Origin of the sequence: Alcanivorax hongdengensis A-11-3 (assembly GCF_000300995.1) — a bacterium.
Taxonomy (GTDB): Bacteria; Pseudomonadota; Gammaproteobacteria; order Pseudomonadales; family Alcanivoracaceae; genus Alcanivorax; species Alcanivorax hongdengensis.
In genome coordinates, this window is sequence record NZ_AMRJ01000018.1 from 18725 (window position 1) to 37395 (window position 18671).

At 63.3% G+C, this 18671-nt stretch carries 22 protein-coding genes; 3 read left to right on the top strand and 19 right to left on the bottom strand.

Annotated features, from left to right (window positions below; genetic code table 11):
- Nucleotides 1-241: 241 nt before the first annotated feature.
- The 6 genes from A11A3_RS11510 to A11A3_RS11535 all read right to left on the bottom strand — a co-directional run bounded on the left by A11A3_RS11510 (nt 242) and on the right by A11A3_RS11535 (nt 4889).
- Nucleotides 242-1534: an MATE family efflux transporter gene (locus A11A3_RS11510; protein ID WP_051011806.1), complete on the bottom strand. Its 1293-nt coding sequence runs from the start codon at nt 1532-1534 to the stop codon at nt 242-244.
- A gap of 53 nt (nt 1535-1587) precedes the next feature.
- Entirely contained in the window at nt 1588-1890 is a 303-nt protein-coding gene (locus tag A11A3_RS11515; protein WP_008929476.1) for a YrhK family protein, read from the bottom strand.
- A gap of 57 nt (nt 1891-1947) precedes the next feature.
- The gene (locus A11A3_RS11520) at nt 1948-3027 is read right to left on the bottom strand and encodes a hypothetical protein (protein WP_008929477.1); all 1080 of its coding nucleotides are present in this window, start codon (nt 3025-3027) and stop codon (nt 1948-1950) included.
- 105 nt (nt 3028-3132) lie between these two features.
- Nucleotides 3133-4029, bottom strand: a complete 897-nt coding sequence (locus tag A11A3_RS11525; RefSeq protein ID WP_008929478.1) for an alpha/beta fold hydrolase — start codon at nt 4027-4029, stop codon at nt 3133-3135.
- A gap of 98 nt (nt 4030-4127) precedes the next feature.
- Entirely contained in the window at nt 4128-4409 is a 282-nt protein-coding gene (gene ppnP, locus A11A3_RS11530) for a pyrimidine/purine nucleoside phosphorylase (protein WP_008929479.1), read from the bottom strand.
- A gap of 87 nt (nt 4410-4496) precedes the next feature.
- A complete protein-coding gene (locus tag A11A3_RS11535) occupies nt 4497-4889 on the bottom strand; it encodes an OsmC family protein (protein WP_008929480.1) in 393 nt (130 codons plus the stop codon).
- 68 nt (nt 4890-4957) lie between these two features.
- Here A11A3_RS11535 and A11A3_RS11540 point away from each other — a divergent pair, with 68 nt between their 5' ends.
- Entirely contained in the window at nt 4958-5902 is a 945-nt protein-coding gene (locus A11A3_RS11540) for a pirin family protein (protein WP_008929481.1), read from the top strand.
- Here A11A3_RS11540 and A11A3_RS11545 read toward each other — a convergent pair whose 3' ends face one another.
- The 9 genes from A11A3_RS11545 to A11A3_RS11585 form a co-directional block, all read right to left on the bottom strand.
- Nucleotides 5903-6592 (bottom strand): DUF4397 domain-containing protein, encoded by a 690-nt coding sequence (locus A11A3_RS11545; RefSeq protein ID WP_008929482.1) that lies wholly within the window; start codon nt 6590-6592, stop codon nt 5903-5905.
- Nucleotides 6593-6649: 57 nt separating this feature from the next.
- The gene (locus tag A11A3_RS11550; protein ID WP_008929483.1) at nt 6650-7381 is read right to left on the bottom strand and encodes a DUF4397 domain-containing protein; all 732 of its coding nucleotides are present in this window, start codon (nt 7379-7381) and stop codon (nt 6650-6652) included.
- Nucleotides 7382-7397: 16 nt separating this feature from the next.
- Complete coding sequence (locus A11A3_RS11555; RefSeq protein ID WP_008929484.1) at nt 7398-8480, bottom strand: AI-2E family transporter; 1083 nt, start codon at nt 8478-8480, stop codon at nt 7398-7400.
- A gap of 24 nt (nt 8481-8504) precedes the next feature.
- Nucleotides 8505-9479 (bottom strand): calcium/sodium antiporter, encoded by a 975-nt coding sequence (locus A11A3_RS11560; protein WP_008929485.1) that lies wholly within the window; start codon nt 9477-9479, stop codon nt 8505-8507.
- 449 nt (nt 9480-9928) lie between these two features.
- The gene (locus tag A11A3_RS11565; RefSeq protein ID WP_008929486.1) at nt 9929-10561 is read right to left on the bottom strand and encodes a tetratricopeptide repeat protein; all 633 of its coding nucleotides are present in this window, start codon (nt 10559-10561) and stop codon (nt 9929-9931) included.
- A complete protein-coding gene (locus A11A3_RS11570) occupies nt 10558-11352 on the bottom strand; it encodes an SDR family oxidoreductase (RefSeq protein WP_008929487.1) in 795 nt (264 codons plus the stop codon). The genes A11A3_RS11565 and A11A3_RS11570 overlap by 4 nt, the downstream gene beginning before the upstream one ends.
- Nucleotides 11336-12013: an iron-containing redox enzyme family protein gene (locus A11A3_RS11575; protein ID WP_008929488.1), complete on the bottom strand. Its 678-nt coding sequence runs from the start codon at nt 12011-12013 to the stop codon at nt 11336-11338. Before A11A3_RS11575 ends, A11A3_RS11570 begins: the two co-directional genes overlap by 17 nt.
- 8 nt (nt 12014-12021) lie before the next feature.
- Nucleotides 12022-13443, bottom strand: coding sequence for an AMP-binding protein (locus A11A3_RS11580; RefSeq protein ID WP_040297104.1), 1422 nt, complete (start codon nt 13441-13443; stop codon nt 12022-12024).
- Nucleotides 13427-14101, bottom strand: a complete 675-nt coding sequence (locus A11A3_RS11585) for a thermostable hemolysin (RefSeq protein WP_008929490.1) — start codon at nt 14099-14101, stop codon at nt 13427-13429. Before A11A3_RS11585 ends, A11A3_RS11580 begins: the two co-directional genes overlap by 17 nt.
- A 190-nt stretch (nt 14102-14291) precedes the next feature.
- Between A11A3_RS11585 and A11A3_RS11590 the strand changes: the two genes are divergently transcribed.
- On the top strand, nt 14292-14681 hold the full coding sequence (locus A11A3_RS11590; RefSeq protein WP_008929491.1) for a DUF2306 domain-containing protein: 390 nt from the start codon (nt 14292-14294) through the stop codon (nt 14679-14681).
- A 120-nt stretch (nt 14682-14801) separates the two neighbouring features.
- On the opposite strand, the gene A11A3_RS11595 is transcribed toward A11A3_RS11590, so the two are convergent.
- From A11A3_RS11595 to surE, 4 genes are all read right to left on the bottom strand, one after another.
- The gene (locus A11A3_RS11595) at nt 14802-15539 is read right to left on the bottom strand and encodes a glutathione peroxidase (RefSeq protein ID WP_008929492.1); all 738 of its coding nucleotides are present in this window, start codon (nt 15537-15539) and stop codon (nt 14802-14804) included.
- A 136-nt stretch (nt 15540-15675) separates the two neighbouring features.
- Nucleotides 15676-16122 carry a Dps family protein gene (locus tag A11A3_RS11600; RefSeq protein WP_008929493.1) on the bottom strand — a complete coding sequence of 149 codons (447 nt, stop codon included), beginning with the start codon at nt 16120-16122 and terminating at the stop codon, nt 15676-15678.
- A gap of 181 nt (nt 16123-16303) precedes the next feature.
- Complete coding sequence (locus A11A3_RS11605; RefSeq protein WP_008929494.1) at nt 16304-16906, bottom strand: hypothetical protein; 603 nt, start codon at nt 16904-16906, stop codon at nt 16304-16306.
- The gene (gene surE / locus A11A3_RS11610; RefSeq protein WP_162136916.1) at nt 16893-17801 is read right to left on the bottom strand and encodes a 5'/3'-nucleotidase SurE; all 909 of its coding nucleotides are present in this window, start codon (nt 17799-17801) and stop codon (nt 16893-16895) included. The genes A11A3_RS11605 and surE overlap by 14 nt, the downstream gene beginning before the upstream one ends.
- Nucleotides 17802-18019: 218 nt before the next feature.
- Between surE and A11A3_RS11615 the strand changes: the two genes are divergently transcribed.
- The gene (locus A11A3_RS11615; RefSeq protein ID WP_083851751.1) at nt 18020-18595 is read left to right on the top strand and encodes a TetR/AcrR family transcriptional regulator; all 576 of its coding nucleotides are present in this window, start codon (nt 18020-18022) and stop codon (nt 18593-18595) included.
- Nucleotides 18596-18671 lie beyond the last annotated feature (76 nt).

Genomic DNA, 18671 nt, shown 5'->3' on the forward strand with positions numbered 1-18671 from the left:
GGAAGAAACATGCCCCGGCGGCAGGCCTTGCGGGCATCGGACTGCGGGGCAATTAATCACAGCCGCGCGGGTGCAACAATGACAGGATTTCTCAGCACCGCCCGCATTTCGGTAAGGCAGATTGTACGATTCGTCTCAATGACAGGCTGCCACCGGGCTCGCACCGCGCCCTGCCGGGCGACGCTTGCCGGATCCGGGCAACAGATTAGATTGCCACGCCCCGTATGCCTGTCACCGGCGACTAAACGGCGGCCTGCTGAGCGACCCGCGCCATTTCCCCGTCCACCGCGCGTCGGTAGGTTTGCCAGGCCAGGGTGCCGGCCAGCACATTGCCCAGCCCGGCGCCGATGGCCAGGCCGGTAAAATCGCCCAGCCGGTAACCCAGCCACAGCAATGGCAGATAACAGGCAAACAGGCGCAGGCAGGAAATCACCATGGCCCGCACCGGCCAGCCCAGCGCATTGCTGGCCGACACCACCAGCATGCAGATGCCCAGTACACTGTAGCTGGGTGGCAAAAAGCGAATCAGCGAGGCCAGGTAGTCCTGCACCGGCGGGCTATCCACCAGCAGACGCGCCAGTGGCCCGGCCAGCACCGCCATCACCAGCCCCAGCAGCAACTGCCAGCCAAACACCATCAGCGCCCCGGTCTTCATCAGGCGGCGGATCTCGTCCCAGTGGCCGGCGCCATAACAACGCCCGAGCCAGGGCGGTAATGCCATGGTCATGCCTAGCACCAGCACGATGGTGAAGCTCTCCAGCCGGCTGGCCATGCCCCAGGCAGCCACTGCCTGGTCCCCGGCCCGGGCCACCAGGGCGGTGGCCAGCATGGCGGCCAGCGGCGGCATCAACTGGCTGATCATGGCCGGCCCGGCGATCTGCGCGAACGGCCAGGCGGACTCGCGCATCTGTGCCAGCATGCCGGTACGCTGCACCCAGCCACGCCCGCGCAGGGCCCACACCAGCACCAGGGCGCCGATGGCAAACGCCAGCAGGGTAGCCAGCGCCGCACCGGTCAGCCCCAGGCCCGGCCAGTCGCCAATACCGAAAATCAGCAACGGGTCGAAGATCAGGTTGAGCAGGCTGGTGAACACCATCATCAGGCCCGGGAAACGGGTATTACCGTGGGCCCGGAACAGGCTGTAGCCGAAATAGACCAGCGCCCCCACCCACATGGCCACCGCCTGCAACGTCCAGTAGGGGCGAATCAGGGTGCGGATCGCCTCACTGGCACCAAGCAGGGAAAACACCGGCGACTGGATCAGCCACAGCAGCAGCAACAGCCCTCCCACCAGCAGCGCCCCACCGCTGAGCACCAGCGCCCCCAGCCGGTTGGCCTGTTGCTGCTGGCCGGCACCAATGGCCCGCGAGATCAGGGCGGCGATGGCAATGCCGATGCCCACCTGCACGCCAATCACCAGAAAGGCGAGCGGAAAGGTGAACGACTGGGCGGCCAGCGGCGCGGTGCCCAAACGGGCCACGAAAATGCTGTCCACCAGGTAGAAGCCCAGCAGCGACATGACGCCCAGGGTCATGGGCCAGGTCTGCTGCCAGAGGCGGCGGGCCAGAGAGAGAGGTGCGGTCTGGTTCACTGACGGTCCCGGGTACGTTGAACTTCACCGGGCTGACGGCCCCGGTCTCGCTCGTAGGTGACAATGGCACTGCCGATACTGCCCAGCAACATGCCCACCGAGCCGATGATAAACAGCCAGGTACCGGCGCGCTGCCAGTCTTCCCAGAGGAAAAAGACACTGCCAATCACGAAGGTGGTATTACCGATCAGGCCCATGCTGACATGGAACCACTGATACTGGTGAATCAGCGCCCGGGTGATTGCCCAGCGCGACGGCGATTCCACCCACTCCAGCAGGTGCGTCTGTTCGTCTTTCATGACAGCTCCTTGCGAAAAGGAACCCGCAAGACTAACACGGATGCCTGGAAACCGTCGTCACAGCGGCTGCAAACGCTCGCGCCACTTGCCGCTGTGCTGCAGCTCAAGAAACTCGTCGCCCAACCGGCGACTCTCGGCCACCGCCCGGCGCCAGTAGGCCTCGCGACCGGCATCATCATCCAGATAACGCTTGAAGTCACTGCGGTCGGGCAGCTTGCCGTGGGGCAGGCTGTCCAGGTAGGCCTGTGAGGGTGCCACCAGCAGCATGCGCCGCAGCCGGCGTGGGTCGCCATTGCGCCAGCGCAACGGCTTGTCGAACCAGCCGGGAATCACCCGGTCGGTGAAATGCGGATAGAGCACCAGCCCGTCGCTCTGGTAGGGCAGGTCCAGGTGGTAATCGAGCATGCCGCCATCGCGGTAGACACCATCCGGCGCCCCGGGGAAATCGGTCACCCCCTCCAGCACCATGGGAATGGCGGCACTGGCCAGCAGCGCGGCACGCAGGTTGTCGGCGCGCAGCGGAATATGGTGACTGGTGAAATCATTGAGCGGCCCCAGCGGCAACGGTGCCTCACCACCATAGACCAGCCCCCGCTCCATGAAGGCACCGGTGGCCCGGCGGCTGAGCAGGTTGGTGCCGATCACCCCGGCCAGCCCCAGTCCCAGCCCCAGGCCGCCATTGCGGGCCATCAGGCCGCGACTGCGGATCACCACCACCACCAGCCGGTACGCCGGGTGATGGAGAATGGCCTGGTCCCGGTCTTCCAGCAGCTCGGTGAGCATCTGCGCGCAACGGTGCGATACCTCCCGGGGGCTGATGCCCTTGGGGAAACGCTGGCAAGTGTAAAGCTCAGCCAGGCGCTGCAGGCCGGTGACAGGCTGCTGGCTGGTCACGGCGGCAAAGCGCCAGCTGCCGATGGACGCGCCGATCAGGGTACGCCGGCGCGGCGCCGATGGCAGGAAGTCACCGAACACGGCCTGGTCCAGGCCACTGATCCCCAGCGCCTTGGGGCCACCGGCGGCGCCGGGAATGATATCCACATCGGCGGCGCGCAGGCCGTGTTCACGCAGATGGGTGAGCGCCTCACTGCCGGCACGCAATGTCAGCGCGGGTTCTCGGGTATGAATGGCAACCACGTTGGTCCCTGACGGTCATTGGTGAAATGCGCAGTCTAGCGCCCCTTGGCCATTTTGCGAAACAGCATTCCGCCATGCACCGCAACCGTGCAGCCGCCTCGCCCTTCAGGCTGCCAAAAACTGCCCCAATGCCCGGGTAAAGCGCACCGGTTCGCGGAACAGGGGCAGATGCCCGGACTTCTCGAAGGTCAGCAGGCGGGCGCCACTGCGCTCGGCAAAGTCACGCTGCCCGGCCAGGGGGTAAAGTGGCGAGTGGGCCCCGGCGAGCACGGTCACCGGCAGCGACCGGTCGGCAAACACCTGCCGGTAATCATGCCCCAGGGTCAGGTAGGCCTGCAGGTAGGCGCGCACATCATCGAGATGCCGGATCGGCAATAACCGCCCCCACAGGGGCGCCGCCAGGGCGGTGGCCCGCCAGGCCCGGTGCAGGGCCGGCTGGCCGGCCACCCGGGAAAGAATGGCGGTGAGCCGGTCGAGCACATCACGGCGGATATCCGCCGGCAACTGATCCGGCGTGGCCGCGTGGGGGTAGGCTTTCAGCACCGTCAGCAGCGCGGTCAGCTCGGCAAAGAAATCCGCCTGCCGCTCGCCGAACAGGCCATGGGACCACCCCTGGCCATTGGCAATACAGGGGGACTGGTCCACATGCAGGTAACGGTTCACCGACGAAAAGTCTCCCTGCTGACGCCAGTGCAGGCTGGTGGTGCCACCCAGCGAGTAGCCCACCAGGGCCAGGTCGCGCAGCCCGAAATGAGCCACCAGGTCTTCCATGTCCTGCATGTGGTTATGGAACACGTCGGCCTGATTGAACCGCACCCCGCCACTGCGGCCGGCGCCACGCAAATCCGGCAGGAAGAATTGATAGCGCCGCCGGTGGGGCAGCACAAAGGGTAACCAGTCGCGCCCCTGCATGCCCAGCCCGTGGATCATCATCACCGGGCGGCCGCGCCCGACAATGCGGACATGGAGACGTTGCTGGTCACGGGTGGCAAAGAAAGGCATGGCGTGGCTCTGTCAGATCAAAGCGCTCATGCTAGAGGGGCCAAACACGGCGGGCCAGCCACAACAAGCGATTGGCCCGCCTGGACAGTCGTTCGGGCTCAGCCGTACAGGCACAGGTAGGCGGTATCGATGGCCACTTTCACCTGGAAGCGCTGGTTGGCTTCCACCTCGAAGGTGGCACCGGCGGCAAAGGTCTGCCAGTCGTCACTGCCCGGCAGCTTGACCGTCAGGGCGCCGCTGACCACGGTCATGGTTTCGTGCTCACTGGTGCCGAACTCATAGTCGCCCGGGGCCATCACGCCCACGGTGGCCGGTTTGCTTTCGGTCTGGAAGGCAATGGATGCCACCTTGGCATCGAAGTATTCGTTAACCTTGAACATGGGCGGATCTCAACGCAGTCAAAAGAGGCGCGAGTATGCCAAAAAGGCCGCCCATGCGCCGCTTTTTTGTCCGCTGTCGGCGGGCAGCTAGTCCGCCGCCCACTGCGTGGCCACCGGCGTACCGCGCTTGACCGTGAGGGTGACCGGGGTTTTGGCGGCGATCTCGAGCAGGCGCTGGCGCTGCTCCTCGCTCAGGGGCGCACTGCATCGCAGGGTACGGTCGATCTGCTCATGGCCGTCATCATCGCGGTGAAAGTGCAGCGCCACGTCCATCTCGCCCAGTTCCCAGCCCTTGCGTTCGGCGTACATGCGCAGGGTAATAGCGGTGCAGGCGCCCAGCCCGGAGAGGAACAGCTCATAGGGATTGGGCCCCTGATCCTGGCCACCCAGGGCCGGGCCTTCATCGGCTTCCCAATGATGATCGCGAACCCGGATATGCTGGTGGTAACCACTGTCGCTGTGCAGGGTGATGCGTGCCATACCATCGCTTCCTTTTGTCATGGACGACTTACATACTGAATGCAAATGACTATGCCATGGAGACGGCCATGAGTAATACCAATGATAGCGGCGAGGTCATGCCCTGCCCCAACCAGGCCGGCAGCGCCACACTCAAGGCCGTGCCGTCGCGCAAGAGCGTGCTCGGCAGCGGCCTGCCCATCATCCGGCATCTACCCAGCCGCGCGCAGCGCCTGATCGGCCCCTGGTGTTTTCTCGATCATATCGGCCCCACCACCCTGGCAGCAGACAATGGTGTGGACGTGGGCACCCATCCGCACATCGGCCTGCAGACCGTCACCTGGCTGTTCGAAGGCGCCCTGCTGCACAAGGACAGCCTGGGTTACCAGCAGGAAATCCGTCCCGGTCAGCTCAACCTGATGACCGCCGGCCATGGCATCTGCCACTCGGAAGAAAGCCCGCCGGGCTTTGCCGGGCCGGTGCATGGTTTGCAGTTCTGGATCGCCCTGCCGGCGGAACACGAAGATACCGAGCCGGCCTTCGCCCACCATGCCGAGCTGCCCCACTGGCAGCAGGATGGTGCCCGGATCACGCTGGTGGTGGGTGAGCTGGCAGGCCGGCGGTCACCGGCGCGGGTGTTCTCGCCGCTGGTGGGTACCGACATCCGGGCAGAGCAGGCCTGCCGGGTCACGCTGCCGGTGCCCAAGACCTTCGAACTGGGCCTGTGTATCAATGCCGGCAGGGTGGTGATGGACGGGCAAACCCTGGAGGCCGGCGAGCTGTTCTACCTGGGAGCGGGCCGTGACAGCCTGACCCTGGAGATGGACGCGCACAGCAACGTGATGCTGCTGGGGGGCACGCCGCTGGCCCAGCCGGTACTGCTGTGGTGGAACTTTGTCGGCCGCGACCAGCAACGTATCGCCGACGCCCTGCAAGACTGGCAGCGGTTCCCCCTGCCCCGTTTCCCGGCGGTCAGCGCCTACCAGGGGGAGCCCCTGACGGCGCCGCCGCTGGGTGAGGTGCGACTGAAATAATCAGCCGCCCACCTTCTGGCAGTACAGGGCCAGGTCGCTGTCGTCGTAATCGGCCTGGGCGATGATGGCGTCATAGGTATTGCCACCCTTCACCGGGCAGCTCAGCGTGGCCAGGGTCTTGTCGCTGTCATCCTTGACGGTGACGCTCAGGTTGCCGCTACCATCCGGCGCATCCTGGTAATAACGGGTGGCCTTGCCATAGGCGACACTCACATCGGTGGCCACGGTGAGCACGGTATCGGCCAGTGACGGCGCCGCATGAATAAAGCTGACCGCGATCTGATCGCTGCCCAGGTCCGCCTTGAACTGCTGAAAGGCCGCCAGCGACGGCGCCGTGGCGCCACTGACCGACCCCATCAGTACCAGCGTATAGGCACTGTCCGGCTGCAGATTGAGGCGACGGGTCACCAGGTCGCCGCTGTCATTGCTGGCCAGCAGCGAGGTGGCGCTGTCACTGCTGACCGTGGGAGCGGCGGTCTCGGCGCTGCCGGTGGTATAGCCCGCTGGGCCCAGCAGCAGGTTGCCGTCACTGTCATACAGGCTCACCGACACGTCGGTGGCACTGCTGGCGGCAAGCTGGTTATGGAAATAAAGGGTGGCCGGGCCGGTGGTGGCGTCATCGCCATCATCACCGCCGCAACCGGCGAGAACCAGGGCACTGGCAAGCAACAGGGAAGCAATACGGAACATGGGCAGTCTCTCCGACAGCAAAACGGAAAAGCACCATAGTACCGTTATATGGCGGCGCTAGTTAGCCACCGGCTGACAGTACAACTCCAGGTTGTCATCTTCGCTGTCGAAGCGGCGGTAGGCGATGATGGCATCGTAACTGCGCCCACTACTGATGTTGCAGTTCACGTCATCCAGATCCAGGGCCTGGGTCTGGTCGGTGATGGTAAAGGTCAGGGTGCCGGTGTTATTGAGAGAGACATAGCTGCTGGCATCACCGTACTCCAGCTGGTTGACCAGCTCGCTGCCCCCGGAAGACACGCTCAGTTCGTCATCGGAAATCTGCGAAAGCGTATTGATGAAACGAATGCGGGCCTGGTTGCCGGTATCCATGGGCACCTGGCGGAAAAGCTTCAGCTGGCGGTTGTCCAGGCTGGTATCACCCATCATCACCAGGGTATAGCCATCCCCCTTGGTGAGGCGGTAATTGACCGGGCCGTTGATCAGGGTACTGCCGGCCGGGCCGGTGACGTCAAAGGCAATGCTTTGACTATCGTCATCCAGGTCCACGGTTTCCGAGGAAACCGTGCCACTGGTGGTGTATTCCTGGTCGTTGATTCGCGGGGTATTCAGGTCATCCACGAACAGGTCCACGGTCACGTCGTCGACGCTGCCGCCGGCGTACTGGGTGAGCTGGTTATGGAAATACAGGGTTGCCTTGTCGCTGAACAGACCGCCGTCGTCTTCCTCACAACCGGTGAAGGTGGACAGGCCGGCCACGGTGGCGGCCATCAGAACGCGGATAATCATCGGTCAACTCCCTGCTTCATTCGTCACTGGACTCTGACAACGCCGGCGCCCGGTTTTCTTCATCGCTGAATTCGCGCATGAAGATTTGCCAGAATGCCACAAACAGGGCCGCCAGCAACGGGCCCACCGCAAAGCCGGTGATGCCGAACATGGCCAGCCCGCCCAGGGTGGAAAACAGTACCACGTAATCGGGCAGCTTGGTGTCACGGCCCACCAGCACCGGGCGCAGGATGTTATCCACCAGGCCGATCACGAAGACGCCGAACAACAGCAGCACCGTGGCCTCCATCACATCACCCACCGCGTACAGATAGAGTGAAACCGGCAGCCAGATCAGCCCGGCGCCCACCGCCGGGATCAGCGACAGCACGGCCATCACCACGCCCCACAAAAGCGGCCCGGGAATGCCCAGAATCCAGAAGATCAGCCCGCCCAGGGCGCCCTGGGTCATGGCCACCAGCAGGTTGCCCTTGATGGTGGCACGGGTCACCTCGGCGAACTTGGAAAACAACAGGCGCTCGCGCTCGTCACCCAGTGGCAGTGCCCGGATCAGCATGGCCACCATGGCATCGCCATCACGGATCAGGAAAAATGCCAGATACAGCATCAAGCCCAGATTGAGGAAAAACTGGAAGGTATTCTGGCCCACCGCCAGGGCCCGCTTGGCCAGAAACTGGCCGGCACCGGTGAGCGCCTGCACCGCCTGCTGCTTGAGATTGTCCAGGTCCACATCAAAGCGGTCCGCCAGCGACTGCACTGCCGGAAAAGCATGGCGAATCTTGTCCACATAGCTGGACGGGTCCACCTGGCCACTCTGCACCTTCTGGAACAGGGCCACGCCCTCGGTCACGAAGGAGGTGGCCACCCCCAGCACCGGAATCACCACCAGCACCACACAAAGCACCAGGGTCACAAGAGCGGTGATATTGCGGCGTGCCGGCCAGCGTTGCAGCAGCCGCTTGTTGAGCGGATAGAAAATCACACTGATGGCGCAGGCCCAGAAAATCGGCGCCCAGAACGGCTGCATGAGAAAGGCGAAGACGATGCTGACCAGCACCAGCATGGCCAGAAAGGCCCGTTGTTCCAGTTTTGCGTACATCCCTGTCCCCCCGAGGGGCGCGCCTCAGGCGCGCACGATGGTCGATATCAGATAACCGGTGTAGGCCAGATAAACCAGCAACAGCACCACACCGTTGGCGCGGGTAATATGGCCCCGGCGACCAAACAGGCCGTAGCCCATTACCATCAGACTCACGGTCAACACTGTCATCAGACTCCAGTCCCGATGCAACGCCACCGCTTCCACCGCCACCGGCTTGATGGCCGCGGCAATACCCACCACGCCCAGCGTGTTGAACAGGTTCGAGCCTATCACGTTACCCAGCGCAATATCGTGCTCGCCCTTGCGTACCGCCGCGATACTGGACGCCAGTTCCGGCAGCGACGTGCCCACCGCTACCACAGTCAGGCCGATGACCAGGTCACTGACCCCCAGGCTCTGAGCGATGAATACCGCGCCCCACACCAGCATGCGCGAGCTCACCACCAGCAGCACCAGCCCGACAATCAGCCAGAACAGCGACTTGCCCAGCGGCAGCGGATGCTCGGCCAGGTCACTTTCCACTTCGCCGGCCAGCACATCGCCCTTGCCGGTCATGGCCGCATAGATGGACCAGCCCATCAGCATCGCCAGCAGGCCGATCAGCACCCAGGCATCCAGCCGGGAAATCTCGCCGTCGATCAGTTGATAACCGGCCACCAGCGTCACCAGCAGCAGGATCGGCAGCTCCTTCTTGAGGATGGCGGAATTCATCGCCACCGGCGTGATCACCGCCACCACCCCGAGGATCAGGGCAATGTTGGTAATGTTGGAGCCATAGGCGTTACCCAGGGCCAGGGAGGGGTTGCCGTCCAGCGCCGCCAACGCGGAAACCACCATCTCCGGCGCAGAGGTACCGAAGCCGACAATCACCATGCCGATCAGCAACGGCGGCATACCCGCATGGCTGGCGGTCCCTGCCGCCCCTTCAATGAACTTGTCCGCACTCCAGACCAGCAACGCCAGTCCCGCCAGCAATGCCGCAACGGCCAACAACATGGTGACTCCTTCAGGTCGAATCGAATCAGGCGGGCACATTGTGGCCGAAAAGCCGGCGTCGGGTAAGCGGTAAAGCAATGCCGGCAAGGCAGGCATAAAAAAGGTTCATCGCGGAATTGCGGGAAAACGTACAAGGTCGGACGTCAGAGGTCGGACGCCAATCTCAACCCCGACAGTTGGCGCGGACTGAGATTTCGAGGCTCCTCCTGCATGCGCACGCCTATGCCCCTCTCCCCAACCCCTCTCCCGCAAGGGGAGAGGGGCTTACACATCTAAAGTGAACAGCATTGCCACAAGGGACGAGCCGGTGAAGATTTTTGGGGTTCGGGGTTTCAGCCTATCGCGTCCGACGTCCGACGTTGGAGGACCAGGCCGATTTCCCCCTAATCCGCGATGAACCATAAAAAAGGCCGGCAGAGCCGGCCAGAGGAAGGAGCGTAACGCTTGCGTTACGACAGGGTTGCCAGTTTCTTGTGAATGTCCTGCCGGCGGCCCTCGTCCGCCACCGGGCGCTGGGGCCGGGGCCTGGCCTGCAGAGCCTTCTCGAAATACTGCCGCGCTTTGGTTTCCTCGCCCTGATCGAGCAGGTAGTCGGCGTAGAAGTAGTTACTGTCGATGCCATCCGGGTTGATGGTCAGGGCGCGGGTGAGTAACTCACCGGCCTTGTCGTCATCGCCGAAGCCGATCGGCCAGCCGGGCACCTGGTAGTAGAGGCTGCCCAGGGAGGTCAGTGCCGAGCCATCCATGCTGGCCGGGTCGATGGCGATGGCGCCCTCGAACTGGCTGCGGGCCCGCTTGACCAGCGACAGGGCGCCCAGCCCGCCCTTGGCGCCGGCCCAGGTGCTGAGCACGATACCGTCCCAGATTTTCGGTTCCGCCCGGTCCGGGTACTGGCTGACCAGAGCAGCGGCCTTGCCTTCCAGCGCTTCAAAGGCCTTCTCGCGCTGGTTCTCGGGCAGCTGATACTGAATATGTGCCCACTGGTGCTGAATCCCCAGCACCGCATCATCCAGGGCATCGGCATGGGCCAGCAGGGGCAGTAACACCAGGCTGGCGAACAGGGAAACAAGCCCTTTTTTCATGGCTGCACTCCTTTGTGCATGTAACGTTGAATCACGGGAAGTTGTTTGCGCAGTGCCTTGTCCACCAGCCAGGGCAGCAGCGCGTTAAGACGAACAAAGAGCCTTTCCGGCCAGCCCAGGTAGACACTGGCGCGACGCCCCTCGATGGCGCGCAAAATGGCACTGGCCACCACCCCGGGGCTATCCATGTGGTTGCCCAGGTCATCATTCATGGCGTTGACCGAGGCATCGTTCATGGCGGTACGGGTGGCGCGCGGCGCCACATAGCGAATCACCAGCGGGCTGTCGGCCAGCTCGCGGCGCAACGCTTCGACAAAGCCGCGCAGGCCGAACTTGGTAGCGCAATAGGCGCTGTAGCCGGGGAAGCCGATGCTGCCGAAGGTGGAGCCGACAAACACCAGGGTGCCACTGCCGCGCCGGCGCATGGCCGGTGTCAGCTCCCGCGCCAGCACCATGGCACTGCGCAGGTTGACGTTGAGCATGGCGTCCAGGCTGGCGTCGTGGTTGGCATCCACCGCCTGGAAATGATTGATGCCCGCGCAGTGGATTACGCCATCGGGCAGCCCTTCGTTTGCCACCAGTTCACGCAGGGCAGCGCCCAGCTGCGGGCTTTCCAGATCCAGCGTCACCGGTACCAGCCGCGCCTCGCGATACTGGCCGGTGAGCCGCTGCGGCTGACGCCCGGCCACCAGCACCCGGGCACCGCTTTCCAGCAGGCCATCCAGCACCGCACGGCCAATACCACCGCTGGCGCCCAACAACAGCCAGGTCTGATCAGGCGACTTGTGCATGGCGGCGCTCCTGGTCGGGCAGTGGAATGCTGTGCAGCATGTCGCCGTAAAGTCGATAGACCACACGGCTGGCGTGGATCACTGCCTGACGATCATCCTCATCGTCGATGCGGTTCATCAGTGACTGGAAAAACTGGTAATGCTCCTGGTCCAGGGCGCCGTGTGAGAGCAGGTAACTGAATGCCTTTTTCGGCAGCTGCAACTTGTCCTGCACCTGCATGGCCAGTGGCGTGGCCAGGGCAATACTGGTGCCCTCCAGCACATTGACCATGCCAAAGAAGGCCATGGGGTTGCCGCGCTCGATGGCGTCATAAAGCCAGGCGACCATCATCTCGATGGGCAGATCCGGGTGGCCATGACGCACCGCCTCGGCATCCTCACCCAGCGCCGCCAGGTCATTGAGAATCCACTCCTGGTGGCCGTACTCGTCTTCGATGTACTCCACCAGCGCCTCGCGCACCCATTCCAGCCGGGCAGGCAGGCGGCTGCCACAGGCCATCATCAGCGGCACCGTGTGTTTCACATGGTGGTAGGCCTGCGACAGGAAGTAGGCATAGCTTTCCAGATTGAAGCGGCCCTCCGGCACGGCCTTCATGATCGGCGCCCCCAGCACGTGGTTACGGGCCTCGACGGTCTGTTGCTGTAGAAGATCAAAAAACATAATTCACCTCAGGAATACGCCAGGGTTGCCTGCCCGGCTTGCTGCAGGGCATCACCATAGGTACGGAAAATGGCCTCACGACGTGGCCGCCCGTTGGCGGTGGCCAGGCCGTTATCGGCACTGAAAGGGGTTTCCACCCGCAGCCAGTGGCTGACGCGGGCATAGTCGGGCAGGCTGGCATTCACCCGGGCGACGGTGTCGGCCAGGGCCGCATCATCGACACCGGGCAGCGGCACCAGCACCGCGGACAGGCTGGGCTCACCATCGCCGAACACCACCACCGAGCGCAGGGTGTCGCAGGCCTGGAACACACTTTCCACCCATTCGGGATTGACGTTGCGGCCGTAGGCGGTGATCAGCAGATTCTTGGCCCGGCCACTGACGCGCAGAAAACCATCATGGTCGAGCACGCCCAGATCACCGGTGCCCCAGGTCCGCGCCGCCGTCGGCTCACCCAGGTAGCCGGCCATCACGCCGTCGCGAACCTGGATCTCGCCTCGCTCACTGATGGTCAGCTGCACATGGCCCAATGGTCGACCGGCACAGCCGGGACGGTTGTCACCGGGCACATTGAGGGCCACCACCGAGCCACACTCGGACAGGCCATAGCCTTCGTAGACAGGCAAGCCAAGCGCATGGGCCCGGCTCAGCAGGGTCGGGTCCACCTTGCCGCCACCCACCGCGATATAGCGCAGGCTGTCAGGCACCGGCAGCCCCTTGCCGGCCATCAGGGTCAGCAGGCGCAGCAGTTCCGGCACCAGAATCAGGCTCTCGGGGCGCGTTTCATTGAGGCTCTGGAACAGACGAAACGGGTCCATGGTGGAGCTCCCGGTAAATCCCAGGCTGGCCAGTGGCCGCACCACCACGGTGGCGCCCAGCCACAGCGGCAGGTAAATGCCTGCCAGGTTTTCCAGCAGGGTGGCAAAAGGCAGCACGCACAGGTGGCGATCCCCGGCATGGGGCGCCAACCGCTCGGCCAGGGCCAGCACCGTGCGGCGCTGGTGGTCCAGGGTCAGGCAGACACCCTTGGGCTGACCGGTACTGCCGGAGGTAAAGGTCACCTTGGCGGTTTCCGGCGGCATGCCGGCCGGCACACCGTCATGGGCCTGCAGGGTGTCGGTATCCGCATGGTAAACCGCATCGATACCGGCACGGGCATACAGATGGGCGACCTGCTCGGCGCTGAAGAAGCCGGGCACCGGCACCACAACACAACCGGCGTGCTGGGCGGCCAGATCGGCAATAATCCAGGCCGGGCTGTTGTCACCGCACAGGGCAAGGCGCTGCACCTGGCGCGCCAGCAGTCGGGCGGCGAGGGCCTCGATGGCCGGTAGCAACTCGCCATAGCTCAGCGGCTGCTCACCGTCCAGGGCCGTCACCTGCGGGCGCTGGCGGGCGTGCTCACTCAACCTTTCAAGCAACCACGTCATAGCCCTGCCCCCCTGTGCCGAGCCAGCCACTGGCAGTCAGCGCCGCGTACCCCGGCGGCACATGGCCAATCATTACCTGCGGGCGGAACTGGTAATAGCGACCCCAGCAGCCGGCGTCTTCGCCCAGACGAGCCGGGTCCGCCTCCGCCAGCCGTTGCGGGGCCAGCCCCAGGCGCGCAAACATGGTGCGTACCTGGGCGGTGGCGGTGAAGGCAATCCAGTCCAGTCGTTGATTGAACAGGGCCTCGGTCAGGGCCACGAACAGCACCCGCCCGGTACCGGAGCCATCCGCGGCCAGACTGGCCACTTCCACAATGCGTTCACGGGGCACCGGAGCGCCGTGCCGTTCACCGACGGCCTGCTCGATGGGGTTATCCAGGTACTGTTCGAGAAAGAGCGGGCGCAGGGCCGCCGGGTTCAACCCCACCGCGGCCCGGGTGATCTGCTGGTCATCTTCCAGGGTCACCAGCAGGGAGGCATCGATGCACGGACGCGCCCCATAGGCCAACCGGTAATAACGGCGAATAAAGTGCGCGGCCGGTTGATAACCGGCATCGCCAGCCTCCCAGACACGACAGCGCAACGGCTTGCCATGCAGTGACAGCGGCGTTTCCATGGCGTTGAAAAACGCCTCTTTGGGCGGGGCGGAAAATTTCATGGGTGTACTCCTGCGTTACGGAGTACAGTTAAGAAGCCTCAGCTTAACGGTTAATTAATAACCACAAAGTTTATTTTTTAAACGATTCGGAACTATTTCACGAATCGCTGCACACCGGACCATTCAAGGTGTTGCCGCTACCCCCTGACCGTCACTGGCGGGTAAAAAAAATGCCGGGATCCGTTTTTCCATGGACTATTTGACGCTTGCCTACCTGCATCTGGCCACCATTTTGCCCGCTTTTCTGATTGCCACGGTGCAGCTTGTGCGCCCCAAGGGCGGCCCCCTGCACCGGCAGCTGGGGCGCCTTTATATGGTGCTGATGTTGCTCACGGCAGTGATCAGCCTGTGCATGCCCGCCAGCATCGGCCCGGTATGGCTGGGCCATTTCGGTTATATCCATCTGCTTTCCCTGCTGACGCTCTATGCGGTGCCCGCCGCCTGGCAGGCGGCCAGACGGGGCCGTATCGCCACGCATCGGCGCATCATGATGATGTTGTACATCGGCGCTTTTGTGCTGGCCGGCAGCTTCACGCTGATGCCCGGGCGCCTGATTCACGGCTGGCTATTTGGTCACTGAGACAGGGATCGGGAGCAGAAAAAAAGAAGGGTCGGCGGGCGCCGACCCAAGGGGGAAGCTGGATAACGATAATCCGATACTAATCGGCACCTCCCTGTGCCGGTGTGAGCGCGTTAACAATCAGGAGGCTTTTAGCCATTCTTCCAGTTCATCGGCACCGCCAATACGCTGACCTTCTATATAGACCTGCGGGGTGGTGCCGGCACCGGTGACCGCTGCCAGGGTGCTGTAGCTCAAGCCGCGGCTGCCGAGCTCGATTTCCTCGAAACTGTAGCCGGCTTCACGCAGGGCCAATTTTGCACGACTGCAGTGCGGGCATCCCGGCTTGGTGAATACCGTTACCCGCTTGGGCAGGGCCGCTTCGCCATTGATATGCGCCAGCATGGTGTCGGCATCGGAGACCTCGAAGGGGTCACCCGGCTTTTCCGGTTCGATGAACATCTTCTCGATGACGCCATCTTTCACCAGCATGGAATAACGCCAGCTGCGCGGGCCGAAGCCCAGATCCTGCTTGTCCACCAGCATGCCCATCTTGTCGGTGAACTCACCGTTGCCATCCGGAATGAAGCGGATGTTGGCGGCGTCCTGGTCACCGGACCAGGCGTTCATCACGAAGCCGTCGTTCACGGACAGGCAGACAATGTCATCCACGCCGTTGGCCTTCAGCACCGGCGCCAGCTCGTTGTAGCGCGGCAGGTGCGTGGAGGAGCAAGTGGGCGTAAAGGCACCCGGCAGGGCAAAGACCACCACGGTCTTGCCGCCGAACAGGTCATCGGTGCTGACATCTTTCCATTCATTGCCTTCACGGGTGCGGAAAGTCACCTGGGGAACACGTTCGCCTTCGCGGTTGTTCAACATGCATTCACTCCTTGTCTAAATGGGTAGAGAGTCATTGATTCCGAAAGACTTAACCTCTCGAATTTTTATCAATGATAGAGAAACCCTATTTATCAATAAAGTAAATCCCACCTATGCCAGCGATACGATTTAACTATTAACCAAGATGGGCCGAAAGCATCCAGGCGGCCTTCTCGTGGATCTCGATACGATCACTGGCCACGGTGGCGGACCCCTCATCCTCGTGTTCGCCGGCCAGTTTCAACACCTGGTTGGCCCGCTCGGCGACAATACGGTGATCGTCCGCCAGCTCCTTGATCATGTCGCTGGCCGCCGGGTCCCCCACCGCATCCTTGACCGTGGACAGCTTGGCAAACTCGGTGTAGCTGCCCGGCGCCTTGAAACCCAGCGCGCGGATGCGCTCGGCCAGGGTATCCACCGCCAGTGCCAGTTCGGTGTATTGCTGTTCGAACAGCAGATGCAGGCTGTGGAACATGGGGCCGGTCACGTTCCAGTGGTATTTGTGGGTCTTGAGGTAGAGGGTGTAGCTCTCCGCCAGCAGGGTACTCAACGCTTCGGCCACCTGTTTGTTGTGCTCGATCATTGGCGCTCTCCTTGTCCTGATGAAAACGATGTCGTGATCCGTATGCCCCGAGACGGGCCCGGAATGTCTATCTACGTTACGACCGGAGGCGCAGGGAGGTAAGGCCAGAAAGCGTTATCGGATTGATTGACGGGAGCTATGGGAAAGGCCGTGGGCCGCGCGGCCCACAGCCCTGCGGGGCTCAACCCTGTGGTTGCAGCAGCAGATCCACGATGGCAGTGCCGTTATCCGCCACCAGGTGCAGCGCCGGCGCCTGGTAAGGATCGGCAAACAGCACGCCCCGGTAGTGACCGTCACGCTCACCGCAATGCAGCAAGGTCAGGCCGACCTTGCGAGCCTCGGCCAGCGGACGGGTTTTCCAGTGGCCTACCAGCAGGCAGCCCTGTTCGGTGCGGCCGGCAAAACGCCCGGCACGGGTCAGGGTCAGCGACAGCGGCGTATCGTCCAGCAGGGTCCGGTAGTCACCGGCCTGACTGTCCGCATTGAGTGCGGTCAACCGGGCCGACCGTTGCGAGGCGAACAGCACGGCCTGCTGCAAGGCCACACCCTGCCACGGGAACAGGCGGCTGGAGCGACGGGCCAGGGCCGTGGTCTTTTCCTGCTCGCCGTTGAGCAATACCTCGGCGCCGCCATCGGCATCATAAAAGGCCGTGAACCGGTAGAGCTGGCCATCCAGGGTCACGGCCCCGGTGTAACTGCCCTCGGCCAGATCCGGAGCCGACACCTCACCGCCGCCACAGGCGGCCAGCAGGCCGGCCAGTAACAGGGTACTAAGGCGTCGCATCGGCAGCCTCCCCGTCAAACAGGTCATGCAGCTGCAGGCGGGCCGCTTCTTCGGCATGGCGCTTGGCGTTGTAGTCGCCGTCGATCACCGACAGGGTGATAAAGCCCTGGTTGACCAGCCGGGTCTCGGCCAGCGGATCATCGTCCACCGGCAGGCTAACGCCTTCGGGCAACGAGTTGACGCCCGGGAAGTAAAAGCTGATGCCGGCACCGCGAATGCCCGGCGCATAGGACTGGGCGATCAAATCGGTGGACAGGTCGGCACGGAACACCGGATTCACGTCACTCATTTGCGAGATGCGCGAAAAGGCGAACTGGCCGGGCGCCTGGGCGGCATCGTCAAACGCCGGGATATTCATGTTCAGCCCATAGCCTTTGGCCAGGGAAAGCTGACCGTCAGTTTCCAGCTGGTCAATCACCTTGACCACCATGGTCGCCACCGCCGCGGACAGCGCTTCGTTGTCGGCGGTGTTTTCACTGGCACTGACGGCAATGGCGGGGATACCCCGGTGCAGGGCGACCACGGCGGCGCCATCGGTGCCGGACATGGTGGTGGCATACCCCAGGTTGTGGCCCTCATTGGGGCCGGAGATCACCAGGTCGGGCATGGCCCCAAAGCGCTGCTGGGCCACCACATCCAGACCGTAAAGCATGGACATGACCGGCGTGCCATCCACGTAGTGAATATCCGCATCCGCCGGGTCACTGCCCACTTCCGTGGGGCGAATAAAGTTGATGCTGCCGGACTTGCCGCTCTGGTTAACCTTGGGAGCACTAATGATGACCTGGTCGCCACGGGCCTTGAGCGCCTGATACAGGGCGCGAATGTTGGTGGTCTGGTAGCCATCATCATTGGTGATGACAATGTTGAGCGCCAGCGCGGAGCCGGTCGCCATGAGCAGAAGCCCGCCCAGGAGCACTCTGACAAACTGCATAGAATCGTCCCTTCCGATTAGTCGTGAATTTGCATAAACATACATGCATGTTTGTTTCTCGACAAAAGCGGGGCCTGCCGTTCACTCCGACAAATCGCCCCTTGATCGAAATCTCTGCCGTCCCCAATTCCATGGTTCTGTCGCAAGGCCTTTGCTAGTCTTTGTTTTCGGAGGGAACCATGGCCCGTCAGACGGACAGGACGCGCAGCACTCGCCAGCGACTGCTGGAGGCGGCACGACAATGCATAGTGGAATCAGGCTGGGCCGGCGCCCATGCGCTGACGATTTGCCAGCGGGCCGGTGTCAGCCGCGGCGCGCTGCATCACCACTTTCCCGATGGCCGCTATGGCCTGGCAGCACTGCTGGTGGAGCAGCTGCTCGAGCAGCAGCTGGCCGGCATGCCGCAATGCGACAGCCCACTGGCGACCATGAAGGCGACGCTGCGGCAACTGGCGGAGCATCCGGACGACCCGGCCCAGCTGATTCTCATGGAGCTGTGGATGGCCAGTCGCAGTGATACGCGCCTGCAGGAAACGGTACTGCCGGTGATCCATGCCGGCTCGCAACGGATGATGGCCAGCGTCACCGAACATCCGGCACCGGACAGCCAGAGCGGGCTCGATACCCTGCTCAGCCGGCTGGTGCTGCAGGGCGCCAGCATGCAGCTGTTTTCGCGCAGCTATGACCGCCGATTGCTGCAACAGGCCCTCTATCGTTTTCTTGAACTGCTGGACGCCGACCCGGGTCCACACTGAATGTTACAAGGCCACCACCGGTCACTTTGCTAACCTATCGGCCCGGAATCAGGCCCCGTTACTCACAACAGGAAAC

Excerpts from the sequence above, each read along its gene's own strand:
- A11A3_RS11535 (WP_008929480.1), bottom strand. The coding sequence starts at position 4,889 with ATGGCACGCATCACCCTGCACAGCGACAGTGGTTACCACCAGCATATC.
- ppnP (WP_008929479.1), bottom strand. The coding sequence starts at position 4,409 with ATGTTCAAGGTTAACGAATACTTCGATGCCAAGGTGGCATCCATTGCC.
- A11A3_RS11565 (WP_008929486.1), bottom strand. The coding sequence starts at position 10,561 with ATGAAAAAAGGGCTTGTTTCCCTGTTCGCCAGCCTGGTGTTACTGCCC.
- A11A3_RS11555 (WP_008929484.1), bottom strand. The coding sequence starts at position 8,480 with ATGTACGCAAAACTGGAACAACGGGCCTTTCTGGCCATGCTGGTGCTG.
- A11A3_RS11525 (WP_008929478.1), bottom strand. The coding sequence starts at position 4,029 with ATGCCTTTCTTTGCCACCCGTGACCAGCAACGTCTCCATGTCCGCATT.
- A11A3_RS11550 (WP_008929483.1), bottom strand. The coding sequence starts at position 7,381 with ATGATTATCCGCGTTCTGATGGCCGCCACCGTGGCCGGCCTGTCCACC.
- A11A3_RS11560 (WP_008929485.1), bottom strand. The coding sequence starts at position 9,479 with ATGTTGTTGGCCGTTGCGGCATTGCTGGCGGGACTGGCGTTGCTGGTC.
- A11A3_RS11590 (WP_008929491.1), top strand. The coding sequence starts at position 14,292 with ATGGACTATTTGACGCTTGCCTACCTGCATCTGGCCACCATTTTGCCC.
- A11A3_RS11585 (WP_008929490.1), bottom strand. The coding sequence starts at position 14,101 with ATGAAATTTTCCGCCCCGCCCAAAGAGGCGTTTTTCAACGCCATGGAA.
- A11A3_RS11600 (WP_008929493.1), bottom strand. The coding sequence starts at position 16,122 with ATGATCGAGCACAACAAACAGGTGGCCGAAGCGTTGAGTACCCTGCTG.
- A11A3_RS11540 (WP_008929481.1), top strand. The coding sequence starts at position 4,958 with ATGAGTAATACCAATGATAGCGGCGAGGTCATGCCCTGCCCCAACCAG.
- A11A3_RS11515 (WP_008929476.1), bottom strand. The coding sequence starts at position 1,890 with ATGAAAGACGAACAGACGCACCTGCTGGAGTGGGTGGAATCGCCGTCG.
- A11A3_RS11510 (WP_051011806.1), bottom strand. The coding sequence starts at position 1,534 with ATGACCCTGGGCGTCATGTCGCTGCTGGGCTTCTACCTGGTGGACAGC.
- A11A3_RS11615 (WP_083851751.1), top strand. The coding sequence starts at position 18,020 with ATGGCCCGTCAGACGGACAGGACGCGCAGCACTCGCCAGCGACTGCTG.
- A11A3_RS11595 (WP_008929492.1), bottom strand. The coding sequence starts at position 15,539 with ATGTTGAACAACCGCGAAGGCGAACGTGTTCCCCAGGTGACTTTCCGC.
- A11A3_RS11545 (WP_008929482.1), bottom strand. The coding sequence starts at position 6,592 with ATGTTCCGTATTGCTTCCCTGTTGCTTGCCAGTGCCCTGGTTCTCGCC.
- A11A3_RS11570 (WP_008929487.1), bottom strand. The coding sequence starts at position 11,352 with ATGCACAAGTCGCCTGATCAGACCTGGCTGTTGTTGGGCGCCAGCGGT.
- A11A3_RS11580 (WP_040297104.1), bottom strand. The coding sequence starts at position 13,443 with ATGACGTGGTTGCTTGAAAGGTTGAGTGAGCACGCCCGCCAGCGCCCG.
- surE (WP_162136916.1), bottom strand. The coding sequence starts at position 17,801 with ATGGCGACCGGCTCCGCGCTGGCGCTCAACATTGTCATCACCAATGAT.
- A11A3_RS11605 (WP_008929494.1), bottom strand. The coding sequence starts at position 16,906 with ATGCGACGCCTTAGTACCCTGTTACTGGCCGGCCTGCTGGCCGCCTGT.
- A11A3_RS11575 (WP_008929488.1), bottom strand. The coding sequence starts at position 12,013 with ATGTTTTTTGATCTTCTACAGCAACAGACCGTCGAGGCCCGTAACCAC.